Annotated in this window: 13 protein-coding genes; 9 read left to right on the top strand and 4 right to left on the bottom strand. The window is 71.0% G+C overall.

Annotation, left to right across the window (positions count from 1 at the left end; translation table 11 throughout):
• Positions 1–79 precede the first annotated feature (79 nt).
• Positions 80–1,375 carry an MFS transporter gene (locus JK363_RS40360; RefSeq protein WP_307822086.1) on the top strand — a complete coding sequence of 432 codons (1,296 nt, stop codon included), beginning with the start codon at positions 80–82 and terminating at the stop codon, positions 1,373–1,375.
• A gap of 32 nt (positions 1,376–1,407) precedes the next feature.
• On the opposite strand, the gene JK363_RS40365 is transcribed toward JK363_RS40360, so the two are convergent.
• Positions 1,408–1,626, bottom strand: a complete 219-nt coding sequence (locus tag JK363_RS40365; protein WP_201883317.1) for a hypothetical protein — start codon at positions 1,624–1,626, stop codon at positions 1,408–1,410.
• Between the two features lie 100 nt (positions 1,627–1,726).
• Between JK363_RS40365 and map the strand changes: the two genes are divergently transcribed.
• Positions 1,727–2,584 carry a type I methionyl aminopeptidase gene (map, locus tag JK363_RS40370; RefSeq protein ID WP_201883318.1) on the top strand — a complete coding sequence of 286 codons (858 nt, stop codon included), beginning with the start codon at positions 1,727–1,729 and terminating at the stop codon, positions 2,582–2,584.
• Between the two features lie 110 nt (positions 2,585–2,694).
• Here the strand turns inward: map and JK363_RS44510 are convergent, their stop codons facing one another.
• On the bottom strand, positions 2,695–2,823 hold the full coding sequence (locus JK363_RS44510) for a hypothetical protein (RefSeq protein ID WP_307822087.1): 129 nt from the start codon (positions 2,821–2,823) through the stop codon (positions 2,695–2,697).
• Between JK363_RS44510 and JK363_RS40375 the strand changes: the two genes are divergently transcribed.
• From JK363_RS40375 to JK363_RS40395, 5 genes are all read left to right on the top strand, one after another.
• On the top strand, positions 2,771–3,397 hold the full coding sequence (locus JK363_RS40375; RefSeq protein WP_307822088.1) for a biliverdin-producing heme oxygenase: 627 nt from the start codon (positions 2,771–2,773) through the stop codon (positions 3,395–3,397). The genes JK363_RS44510 and JK363_RS40375 overlap by 53 nt on opposite strands.
• A 214-nt stretch (positions 3,398–3,611) precedes the next feature.
• Positions 3,612–4,745 (top strand): iron uptake system protein EfeO, encoded by a 1,134-nt coding sequence (efeO, locus tag JK363_RS40380; RefSeq protein WP_201883319.1) that lies wholly within the window; start codon positions 3,612–3,614, stop codon positions 4,743–4,745.
• A 52-nt stretch (positions 4,746–4,797) separates the two neighbouring features.
• On the top strand, positions 4,798–6,057 hold the full coding sequence (gene efeB / locus JK363_RS40385; protein ID WP_201883320.1) for an iron uptake transporter deferrochelatase/peroxidase subunit: 1,260 nt from the start codon (positions 4,798–4,800) through the stop codon (positions 6,055–6,057).
• Between the two features lie 27 nt (positions 6,058–6,084).
• On the top strand, positions 6,085–7,056 hold the full coding sequence (gene efeU / locus JK363_RS40390) for an iron uptake transporter permease EfeU (protein WP_201883321.1): 972 nt from the start codon (positions 6,085–6,087) through the stop codon (positions 7,054–7,056).
• Entirely contained in the window at positions 6,995–7,912 is a 918-nt protein-coding gene (locus JK363_RS40395) for an SCO2278 family lipoprotein (RefSeq protein WP_504752591.1), read from the top strand. Before efeU ends, JK363_RS40395 begins: the two co-directional genes overlap by 62 nt.
• A gap of 207 nt (positions 7,913–8,119) precedes the next feature.
• On the opposite strand, the gene JK363_RS40400 is transcribed toward JK363_RS40395, so the two are convergent.
• Entirely contained in the window at positions 8,120–8,857 is a 738-nt protein-coding gene (locus JK363_RS40400; protein WP_201883322.1) for a bifunctional DNA primase/polymerase, read from the bottom strand.
• Positions 8,858–9,026: 169 nt separating this feature from the next.
• Between JK363_RS40400 and JK363_RS40405 the strand changes: the two genes are divergently transcribed.
• Positions 9,027–9,962, top strand: a complete 936-nt coding sequence (locus JK363_RS40405) for a glycerophosphodiester phosphodiesterase (RefSeq protein WP_201883323.1) — start codon at positions 9,027–9,029, stop codon at positions 9,960–9,962.
• Positions 9,963–9,967: 5 nt separating this feature from the next.
• On the opposite strand, the gene JK363_RS40410 is transcribed toward JK363_RS40405, so the two are convergent.
• A complete protein-coding gene (locus JK363_RS40410) occupies positions 9,968–10,585 on the bottom strand; it encodes a TetR/AcrR family transcriptional regulator (RefSeq protein ID WP_201883324.1) in 618 nt (205 codons plus the stop codon).
• Between the two features lie 101 nt (positions 10,586–10,686).
• Between JK363_RS40410 and JK363_RS40415 the strand changes: the two genes are divergently transcribed.
• Positions 10,687–11,694 (top strand): small ribosomal subunit Rsm22 family protein, encoded by a 1,008-nt coding sequence (locus JK363_RS40415; protein ID WP_201883325.1) that lies wholly within the window; start codon positions 10,687–10,689, stop codon positions 11,692–11,694.
• Positions 11,695–11,942 lie beyond the last annotated feature (248 nt).

Here is an 11,942-nt window from a genome sequence, read left to right on the forward strand (position 1 = left end):
ATCGGCTTTCCCTGCCCCGCTCCGAGGGAAGCCGGATTCCTCCCCAGCCTGAAGCCTGGGGCATCCTCCGGGAGATTCGGTGACCCCCACGGACGATCGAGCGCGCAAGCGCGCGCTCCTTCCCGACCTCGCGCCCTGGCGTTCCTCCCGCGACTTCCGGCTGATGTGGACCGCCGGGATGGTGACCGCCTTCGGCAGCTTTCTGACGATGGTGGCACTGCCCCTCCAGATCAAGGAGTTGACCAGTTCGGCCTTCGCGGTCGGCGCCATCGGGGCGGTCGAGCTGGTGCCGCTGGTCGTCTTCGGGCTCTACGGCGGGGCGCTCGCGGACGCCCTGGACCGCCGGAAGCTGATCCTCCTCACCGAGGCCGGGCTCGGTGTGCTCGCCGCCGTCCTGCTCGTCAACAGCCTGCTGCCGGACCCCATGCTCTGGCCGCTGTACGCCGTCGCGGGGCTCACCAGCGCGCTCGTCGGCCTCCAGCGACCCGCCATCGACGCGGTCACGGCCCGGATCGTGCCGCACGACCAGCTCACGGCCGCCGCCGCGCTCAACTCGATCCGCTGGCAGCTGTCGGCCATCGCGGGCCCCTCGCTCGCCGGTGTGGTCGTGGCGTACGCCGGGCTGCCGTTCGCCTACGGCCTCGATCTGCTCACCTTCGCCGTCTCGCTGCTGCTCGCCTTCGGGCTGTCCCCGGCGCCGCCCGCCCATGACGCCGAGAAGCCGTCGCTGCGCGCGATCGGCGAGGGGGCGCGCTACGCCTGGCGGCGCAAGGAGTTGCTGGGCACCTACGCGGTGGACATGACCGCGATGTTCTTCGCCTTCCCGAACGCGATCTTCCCCTTCCTCGCCGACGATCTGGACGCGCCCTGGGCACTGGGCCTGATGTACGCGGCGGGGTCGGTCGGCTCGGTGGTGATCAGCCTGACCAGCGGCTGGACGTCCCGGATCCACCGGCACGGCCGGATGGTGGTGCTGGGCGCCGCGGTGTGGGGGCTGGCGATGGCCGTGGCGGGCTGGCTGGGCAACATCTGGCTGGTGCTGCTGTGCCTGGCGGTTGCGGGCGGCGGCGACATGGTCAGCGGGCTGTTCCGCGCCACCCTCTGGAACCAGACCATCCCCGACCGGCTCCGGGGCCGACTGGCCGGTATCGAGCTGCTGTCCTACGCGACCGGGCCGCAGCTGGGCCAGGTCCGGGCGGGTACGGTCGCCGGGCTCACGGGGGTGCGGGCGGCGGTGTGGTCGGGCGGCGCGGCCTGTGTGGTGTCCGTGGGCCTGCTGGCGCTGACCCTGCCACGGCTGATGACCTACGACGCCCGCACCGACGAACACGCCCGCCAGGTCCGCGAGGCCGCCCCCGCACCGGCCCGAGCCTGACCGAGATGCGAGGGCGAACGGGGGTCAGGGAGTCAGTCTTCGCGTGGCTCGTTCTGCCAGCGGGGGTCGTGTCGCCACTCCTCGTTCCGCTCGCGCGCGGTCTCCATCGCGTGGCCGGCCTCCTCACGGGTGGCGTACGGCCCCATGCGGTCGGCGGCGCGGCATTCCGGGCCCTCCTCGACCGTGCCGTGCTTGAGGCAGTAGTACCACTCGCCGGGCTTGCCCGCGGCTCTCTTCTTGAACAGTGCCATCCCGCTCTCCGTCCTCCGCGCGCTCCGTCGCGCACCGTGGCGTCCGCCTTGTCGCCATGCTCGCCATGCTGCCCGATGCGCCGCCGATACACTCGCTGATATGTCTGGCCAGTCACTTCTTGCCCCGGGGACGCTCTCCCCCACCCGCCCCGTTCCCGCCTCGATCCCGCGGCCCGAGTACGTCGGGAAGGAGGGCCCGGCACCGTACGAGGGGCCCGAGGTCCAGGACGCCGAGACGATCGAGAAGATGCGGATCGCGGGGCGGATCGCCGCGCGCGCCATGGCGGAGGCCGCGAAGCTGATCGAGCCCGGTGTCACCACGGACGAGCTGGACCGGGTGGCGCACGAGTACATGTGCGACCACGGCGCCTATCCGTCGACGCTGGGCTACCGCGGCTTCCCCAAGTCGCTGTGCTCCTCGCTCAACGAGGTCATCTGCCACGGCATCCCGGACAGCACCGTGCTGCGCGACGGCGACATCGTGAACCTCGACGTCACCGCCTACATCGGCGGGGTGCACGGGGACAACAACGCCACCTATCTGTGCGGTGAGGTGGACGAGGAGTCGCGGCTGCTGGTGGAGCGGACGCGGGAGTCCCTCAACCGCGCGATCAAGGCGGTCAAGCCGGGCCGCCGGATCAACATCATCGGCCGGGTCATCGAGTCGTACGCCAAGCGCTTCGGCTACGGCGTGGTCCGCGACTTCACCGGCCACGGCATCAACACCTCGTTCCACTCGGGCCTGATCGTGCCGCACTACGACAGCCCGCACCACACGACCGAGATCAAGCCGGGGATGACCTTCACCATCGAGCCGATGCTGACGCTGGGCACCCATGAGTACGACATGTGGGAGGACGGCTGGACGGTGGTCACCAAGGACCGCAGGCGGACGGCGCAGTTCGAGCACACGCTGGTAGTGACGGAGACGGGCACGGAGATCCTGACCCTGCCGTGACCCCGGCCCCGCCGGAAGCGGGTGGCGGGCGGCGGAAGCTACGCGTCGAGGTTTACCGACAGCCTGTCGGGAAAGTATTGACGTGAACGAACCAAGCGACTTAGGCAAGCCTAACCTACCCGCATCGGTACCCGGAGGTCCACCGCGGACGCCGCACCCGCCGCCCCCACCCCGTTCTCGACGCTCATCACCACCGCCTCACACGCGGCGCACACCGAGGTCAAGAACTCGACGTTCATGAGCGACCTGCTCGGGGGCCGCCTCGGGGTGGCGGCCTACCGCCGCTACACCGAGCAGCTGTGGTTCGTCTACCACGCCCTGGAGTCCGCGTCCGAGGCCCTGGTGGTGGATCCGGTGACGGGTCCGTTCATCCGGCCCGAACTGGCCCGCACGGCCGCGCTGGAGCGCGATCTGTGCCATCTCGGTGGCCCGGACTGGCGCGCGGGGCTGTCTGCACTGCCCGCCACGCGGGCGTACGCGGACCGGGTTCGGTGGTGCGCCCGCGAGTGGCCCGGGGGCTATGTCGCCCACCACTACACCCGCTATCTCGGCGATCTGTCCGGCGGCCAGATCGTCCGGGGCACGGCGGAGAAGCACTGGGGGTTCGCGCGGAAGGGCGACGGCGTGCGGTTCTACGTCTTCGAGGCGATCGGCAACCCGGCCGCCTTCAAGCGCGAGTACCGCGCGCTGCTGGACGCGCTGCCGGTGGACGATCTGGAGAAGCAGCGTGTGATCGAGGAGTGCCGGCACGCCTTCGCACTGAACATGGCGGTCTTCCGGGAGCTGGGCCGGGAGTTCCCGCTCAGCGCGTAAGGGTTCTCCGCGCGTGCCCGCGCCGCGGACCACGAAACTGTTGGTTCTGCCACGCCATGACGCACCACATGGCGAAATCTTTACCTTGTGATGACTGAATCATGAGACTCCATAGGAACTGTGCAGGCAAGCCTCAGTTAAGTTAGGGCAGCCTTATCGGCGCGCCGTGCCGTTTTGTCCGTCCGTACCACCTCTGAGCCTGCCTGGAGCCCGTATGCGAGCCGCTCGCACCGCTGTTGTCGCCGCGATATCGGCGCTGACGACGATCACCGCCGTCGCCGGCTGCGCCGAGAAGTCCGACGCCAAGGACTCCGACGCCGTCCAGGTAACCGCCTCCGACAAGAAGTGCGAGGTCTCCAAGACCTCCTTCCCCGCCGGGCACGTCAAGCTGGCCGTGGAGAACAAGGGTTCCAAGGTCACCGAGGTCTATGTGTACGCCCCGGGCGACCGGATCGTCACCGAGCGGGAGAACATCGGCCCCGGCACCAAGACCACGATCAACGCCGAGGTCAAGGCCGGTACCTACGAGATCGCCTGCAAGCCCGGGATGAAGGGCGACGGCATCCGCCAGAAGGTGTCGGCCACCGGCAAGGGCAAGGCCGCCAAGCGCGACCCCCAGCTGGACAAGGCGGTCGCCGCGTACCGCACCTATGTCCAGACCCAGGCCGACGAGACGCTGCCCGCGGTCGAGAAGTTCACCGACGCGGTCAAGAAGGGCGACCTCGAGGCCGCCAAGAAGGCCTACGCGCCCTCCCGTATCGGCTGGGAGCGCACCGAGCCGGTCGCCGAGTCCTTCGGTGACATCGACCCAAAGGTCGATGTGCGCGAGGACGGTCTGGAGAAGGGCCAGAAGTGGACCGGCTGGCACCGGCTCGAGAAGTCGCTGTGGAAGACCAAGAAGATCACCCAGGCCGACAAGGACCTCGCCGACCTGCTGGTGAAGGACCTCAAGGACTGGCAGAAGCGGGTCGGCACCGCCGACATCACCCCCACCGCCATGGCCAACGGCGCCAAGGAGCTGCTGGACGAGGTGCAGACCGGCAAGGTCACCGGTGAGGAGGAGCGCTACAGCCACACCGACCTGGTGGACTTCCAGGCCAACGTCGAGGGCGCCGAGACCTCGTACACCCTGCTGCGGCCGGTGGCCTCCCAGAAGAAGCCCACCCTGACCAAGGAGCTGGACAAGCAGTTCAAGGCAGTCAAGAAGCTGCTGGACGGCTACCGCAAGGGCGACGGCTTCGTCTCCTACGACACCGTCTCCAAGGCGGACCGCAAGGAGCTCTCGGACGCGGTCAACGCGCTGGCCGAGCCGCTGTCGCAGCTCGCCGCCGCCGTGGTCGTCAAGTGACCGCCGCCACCGAACACCCATGGAACGCCAACGGGACAGGGAGAAGCCGGACATGACCGACGAGGACGTGACGAGCCCCTCACGCCGCGCCCTGATCGGCTGGGGAGGCGCCGGGCTCGCGCTCGGCGCCGCGGCCGCCGGAGGCACGGCGGCCGCCTTGAGCGGCGGCGAGGACAAGACCCGGCCGGTGGCCGACAGCGGTGCCGCGGTGCCCTTCTACGGCACGCACCAGGCGGGTATCGCCACCGCGGTGCAGGACCGGCTGCACTTCGCGGCCTTCGACGTCACCACCGACGACCGCGACGCACTGATCGCGATGCTGAAGGAGTGGACGAAGGCCGCCGCCCGGATGACCCAGGGCCACGCCGTCGGCGGTGGCGCGGTCAGCGACCTGGCGGAGGCTCCGCCGGACGACACCGGTGAGGCGCTCGGCCTCAAGGCGTCCCGGCTCACCCTCACCATCGGCTTCGGGCCGGGCCTGTTCGAGGACAAGAAGGGCAAGGACCGGTTCGGCCTCGCGGGACGCCGTCCCAAGGCCCTGATCGATCTGCCCGCCTTCCCCGGTGACAACCTCGACGCGGCCCGCAGCGACGGCGATCTGTGCGTCCAGGCGTGCGCCGACGATCCGCAGGTGGCCGTGCACGCCATCCGCAACCTCGCCCGGATCGGCATGGGCACGGTCGCCATCCGCTGGTCGCAGCTGGGCTTCGGCAAGACGTCCTCGACCACTCCCGAGGCCCAGACCCCGCGCAACATGATGGGCTTCAAGGACGGCACCCGGAACATCTCCGGCACCGACGAAGCGGCCCTGAAGAAGCATGTGTGGGTGGGCGAGAAGGCGGGCCCGGACTGGCTGGTGGGCGGCTCCTACCTGGTGGCCCGGCGCATCCGGATGCACATCGAGACCTGGGACCGCACCTCGCTCAAGGAGCAGGAGGACATCTTCGGCCGGGACAAGGGCGAGGGCGCGCCGTACGGCAAACAGCGCGAGCGGGACGAGCCCAACCTCAAGGCGATGCTGCCCGACGCCCATGTCCGCCTCGCCCACCCGGACTCCAACGGCGGGGTGCGGCTGCTGCGCCGCGGCTACTCCTTCACCGACGGCACCGACGGCCTGGGGCGGCTGGACGCCGGTCTGTTCTTCCTGGCCTACCAGCACGACGTACGCAATGGGTTCGTACCGGTACAGCGCAATCTCGCGCGGCAGGACGCGCTCAACGAGTACATCCAGCACGTGGGTTCGGCGCTCTTCGCCGTTCCGCCGGGCGTCCGGGACAAGGACGACTGGTGGGGCCGGGCGCTGTTCTCCTGAGGGACCCCTGAGAGGAAGGCGAACCTCGTGTTCGGCAACTATCTGATCGGTTTGCGCGAAGGGCTCGAAGCCAGCCTGGTCGTGTGCATCCTGGTCGCCTATCTGGTCAAGACCGGGCGGCGGGACGCGCTGCGGCCGGTGTGGCTGGGAATCGCCACCGCGGTGGCGCTCAGCCTGTCCTTCGGCGCGGCGCTGGAGTTCGGTTCGCAGGAGCTGACCTTCGAGGCGCAGGAGGCGCTGGGCGGTTCGCTGTCGCTCATCGCGGTCGCCCTGGTGACCTGGATGGTCTTCTGGATGCGGCGCACCGCCCGCCATCTGAAGGCCGAGCTGCACGGCAAGCTGGACGCCGCGCTGGCGATGGGCACCGGCGCACTGGTGGTCACCGCCTTCCTGGCGGTGGGCCGGGAGGGCCTGGAGACCGCGCTGTTCGTGTGGACGGCGGTGCGGGCGAGCAACAACGGCACCGCGGACCCGCTGATCGGTGTGGTGCTGGGGCTGTTGACCGCGGTGGTGCTGGGCTGGCTGTTCTACCGGGGCGCGCTCCGGATCAACCTGGCGAAGTTCTTCACCTGGACCGGCGGCATGCTGATCGTGGTGGCGGCCGGGGTGCTGGCGTACGGCTTCCACGACCTCCAGGAGGCCGACTTCCTGCCGGGGCTGTCCGACCGGGCCTTCGACATCAGCGCGACGATTCCGCCGGACTCCTGGTACGGCACGCTGCTCAAGGGCGTGTTCAACTTCCAGCCGAACCCGACGTGGCTCCAGGTCACGGTGTGGCTGCTGTATCTGATCCCCACGCTGTTCTTCTTCTTCGCCCCCGGTAGGGTGTCGCCGTCCGCAAGCGCCCCGAAGGAGCCGGAGCCCCATGACACCCAGGCCGCCCCGTCGGCAGACCGCAGTTCGGACGGCCGCGGCGGCGCTGGCGCTGGGGACGGCGCTGACCGGGTGCATGACGGTGCACGGCGAGCGGGAGAACATTCCGTCGGTGGAAAGGGCTGAGGCGCCGAAGGCGCTCAAGCGGTTCACCGACACCTACAACAAGGCGTACCGCGAGCTGGACCCGTCCCTGGCCAGTCAGGTCGAGACGGGTCCGCTCGAGGCCATCACCGCCGCGGACCTCAAGGCCCAGCACGCCAACAAGCCCGGGGGCAACCCGAAGTTCCCCGCGCTGGAGCTGACCGGGGCCCGCTACCGGATCCCCAAGCAGGTGGGCTGGCCCAAGTTCTTCGTCGCGGACACCAACAGCAACCGGGACAACAACCGCTGGCTGTTCGTGTTCACCCGGGCCGGTGCCGACGAGCCGTGGAAGGCCGCGTATCTGTCCATCCTCAGCCAGGACGAGGTGCCGGACCTGGCAATCGACAAGGACGGCTGGGCGCAGCCGGTGGCGGTCCAGGGCCCGGCTCGTCGGCTTGCGACCCGCCCGGACCGGCTGAGCGCCGAGTACGCCGACTACTTGATGACGGGCAAGGGCGACACCTTCGCCGACGGTCAGTCGACGTCGGGGATACGGGCGACCCGGAAGAAGTTCCTGCGGACGCCGAAGTTCTGGACCGAGTACATCGACACCGCGGCGCAGGGCGCCCGTTACGCCCCGGTGGGGCTGCGCACCCAGGACGGCGGGGCGCTGGTGTTCTTCACCTCCCACCACCGCCAGAAGCAGACGATGGCCAAGGGTTTCCGGCCCAACCCCGATCCGCAGATCAAGGCGCTGATGACGGGTGAGGCGAAGAAGGCGGTCACGCTGACCCGGATCTCGGAGTCGGCGGTGCGGGTCCCGGCGAAGGACGCCGCGGACCCCAAGGTGGTGTTCCTCAACCGGCTGGAGGGTGTGACGGCGGCCAAGGGCGAATGACGCCTCCGGCGCGGCCTTGGTGTTCGGCCGCCTGAGCGCTCCGCGGGAAGTGCCGCGGAGTGCCGTCGTTCGTCAGCGGCTGCGTCGAGGCGGGTCGCCCACGCGGCGGAGCCGCACATCGACACAGCCGCGGCGGAGCCTCACATCGACACAGCCCCCCGCCCCTTCGGGGCGCGACCGAACCGCACCGAGTTTCAGCGAGGCCGCTCAGCGTCCCATCGGCCAGGCCGCGTGGTCGTGGTCGTGGCCCTCGCCCGCGAACCGGGCACAGGCGTCGGTCAGCGTCTCCAGCAGCGACAGCGGATCGGGCAGCGGCCGCTCCGGGCCGAGCAGCCAGCCCACATGGCCGTCCGCGGGAAGCCGCGCGGGTGGCATCAGCACATAGCTGCCCCGGCAGTGCCAGCGCAGCCCCGGGTGCTCGTCCATGGTCTCGGGGTGGCAGTCCAGCTCACAGGGCCACCACTCGTCCTCGTCGTCCGGGGTGCCGCGGGTGGCGGTGAAGAACAGCAGCCGGCCCTGCTGGAGATCGGCGCTGCTGGTGGCGACGGGCCCGATCTCGACCCCGGCCTCGCCGAGGGCCTCCAGGGCCTGCCGTCCGGCGTCCGCGGGGACGTCCAGCACATCGTGGACGATGCCGGTGGCGGTGATGAAGTTGGCCTGCGGATCGGCGCGCAGCCATCCGGAGACCTTGTCCGGGTCGGTGGTGGCCTGGGTCTGCCAGGCGAAGGAGACGGGGTGGCGGGCCGGGGTGGGGCAGCCGATGCGGTCACAGGAACAGCCGTAGCCGGACGGATGGGCGGCCGGCGCGAGCGGGAATCCCGCGGCCGCGGCGGCCATGAGCAGGTCCTCGCGGACGCCCCCGGCGCCCGCTCCCGTGCCGGTATCGCCGCCCGATCCGCTCCTCGGCCGACGCAGCCACTGGGAGAACCTGCCCTTGCGTTCCATCTACCGCCTCGCTTCACCGCCGGTACCGGCGGTACGACCGGTACCCGATCAATGCTGCCACCATCCTGCTCCGGAGGTGGCCGGTGTCCGCATCCGGGGTACGGGAGAGACCCACGTCCGGATGCCGATATCAGGGCATAACGGATGTATCACCCCTACCGTTCCGTTTATGATCACCAGGCGCTTTGTGACCGGTATGACGGTTCTCACCCTGTCGATACCGGTGGCTCTCGCGGCCCACCCCTCCGCGCGGCCGTCCGTGCGCCGCCCCGACCCGCTGACCACCGCCCCGCTTCCGGAGGCGATACGCCCGCCCCGCGCCCACCCGGCGATCGTCTACACCGCGCACCGCGGCGGCGCCCTCGAAGAGCCCGAGAACAGCATGTCCGGGCTGACCGCCGCCTTCGTCCGGCAGCACGCCCAGGTCCTGGACTTCGACACCCGCGCGCTGAGGGACGGCACGCTGGTGGTGATCCACGACGCGACGCTGGACCGTACGACGGACCGGACCGGTCCCGTGCAGAACCTCACCGCCGCCGACTGGCAGACCGTACGGCTGCGCCCCGACCCCGCACTCCCCGGCAGCTGGCGCTCCGAGCGCCCGCCCACCGTCGCCGAGGTGCTGGACCGCTTCGGCGGCCGGACCACACTGATGGTCGAGGCCAAGGACCCGGAGAGCCTGCCGCGGCTGGCCCGGATGATCCGCGACCGGGGGCTGGTCGGCTCGGTCCTCGTCAACACCAACCACCCCGAGGTGGCCCGGCAGGCCCACGGCATGGGCCTGCGGACCCAGCTGTGGCGGTCCGCCCGCCAGATGGTCACCGATCAGCCGCGCGACTGGCGCGGCTTCGTCGAACTGCTGGACGTGGACTACCAGGCGCGGGACGCCGATGTGCGGCGGGCCGTCGCCTCGGGCATACCCCAGGTCTGGGCCCACACCGTGAACTCCCCCGGCCAGCGGGACCGGATGCTGCGGCTGGGCTGCGGCGGCATCATCACGGACGCGCCGCAGCGGCTGGGCACCCCGCCCCCGCCGGTACGCGCCTCGGCCGGATGGACGGCCGGGCGGGCGACGCCGGGCGGACCCCTGCCCAGCGCACGGTGACCCCGCTAGCGCACGGTGATCCCCCGCAGCACCATCTCGACCACGGCGTCGCCGTACTCATGGGTCAGCGGCAGCGTCCGCAGCAGCCAGCGGTGGGCCAGCGGCCCGACGATCAGCTCCAGGGCGATCCGCGGATCGATCGCGGGATCCACCAGCCCCGCGTCCTGCGCGGCGCGCAGCCGCTTCACATAGAGCTGGAGCTGCGGCTCCAGGACCCGGCGGACGAACTCGGCGCCCAGCTCCGCGTTGATCACGGTCTCGGCGGCCAGGGCGCGCGACGGGGCGTCGTACTCGGGTGAGTTCAGCTCGTCGACCGTCGCCCGCACCACCATCTTCAGGTCCGCCTCCAGGTCCCCGGTGTCGGGGATCTCGTACGCCTCCGCACCGCCCGCCTCCCGGGCGGCGCGCTCACCGAGCGCCACGAAGGCGTCGAGCAGCACCGCGGCCTTGGAGGGCCACCAGCGGTAGATGGTCTGTTTGCCGACCCCGGCGCGGGCGGCGATGGCCTCGATGGTGAGCTTGGGATAGCCCACCTCGCCGACGAGTCCGATGGCGGCGTCGAGGATCGCGCGGTGCGAGCGCTGGCTGCGGCGGGTGGCGTCGGGGGCTGCTTTGTCGGCCATGGCGCCAATCTATCGAAACCCCGATCCTCTTCGAACCGATACGTATCGTCTCGCACTCCGAAGCACGCGGAAGCGCCGCCCCGGCCGGTAGAATCCGCCCAATGCACGCCCCTCACGCCGCCCCCGCCGACGAGACACTGCGCACCGCGCTCGCCGGACTCCTCGACGGACTGCCGCCCCGCCAGGCGGCACAGGCGGTCGACCGGCTGATCGCCAACTACCGGGGCCGCACCCCCACCGACGCGCCCGTCCTGCGCGACCGCTCCGACGTCGCCGCGTACGCCGCCTACCGGATGCCCGCGACCTTCGAGGCGGTCCGCGCCGCCCTCACCGCCTTCCGCGCCCAGGCCCCCGACTGGACCCCCGCCACCCACATCGACATCGGCGGCGGCACCGGCGCCGCCAGCTGGGCGGTCGCCGCCGCCTGGCCGGACGGTGGCCACACCACCACCGTCCTGGACTGGGCCGAGCCCGCCCTCGCCCTCGGCCGTGAACTCGCCCGCCACGCCGCCCCGGAGGCGCTGCGCGGCGCCCAGTGGCAGCGCCGGGCCATCGGCGACGACCTCGGCCTCCCCGACGCGACGGACCTCGTCACGGTCTCGTACGTCCTCGGCGAGCTGACCGAGGCCGACCGGCACGCGGTCGTCGACGAGGCCGCGCGCGCCGCCCAGGCCGTGGTGCTGATCGAACCGGGCACCCCCGACGGCTTCACCCGCGTCCGCGAGGCCCGCGACCGGCTCACCGCGGCGGGCCTGCGTCTGGTCGCCCCCTGCCCGCACAGCGCGGCCTGCCCCATCGAACCCGGCGCCGACTGGTGCCACTTCGCCGCGCGCGTCAGCCGCTCCTCCCTCCACCGCCAGGTCAAGGGCGGCTCACTGCCGTACGAGGACGAGAAGTTCGCTTATGTCGCGGCGGCCCGCTTCCCCGCCCCCGCGGCCCCGTCCCGCGTGATCCGCCACCCCCAGACCCGCAAGGGCCAGGTCCTGCTGGACCTGTGCACCGAGGACGAGGGCATGGCCCGCCGCACGGTCACCAAACGCCACGGCCCCCTCTACCGCGCGGCCCGCGACGCCTCCTGGGGCGACACCTGGCCCCCACAGGACCGCTAGGCCCTGTCCTGCCGATCTTCGCGGGCCCGCGACGCCTGGCACCGCGCCTCGCTGCGTTGTCGGGATCTTCCGAGTACGCCCAGTACGAGGACGACCCTCCGCCTTGCGATCCTCCCCCAGCTACCGCTGGGAGGTGCCCCCTCACCAGACGCCGCGGGCTGATCCACGAAGATCGACAGGACAGGGCCTAGTAGTGCTTTGTTAGGTGGTCTTGTCGCGTTGGGTGTCTGGTAGTTCGCTGGCTGTAT

It is taken from the genome of Streptomyces coffeae (assembly GCF_016741875.1).
Taxonomy (GTDB): Bacteria; Actinomycetota; Actinomycetes; order Streptomycetales; family Streptomycetaceae; genus Streptomyces; species Streptomyces coffeae.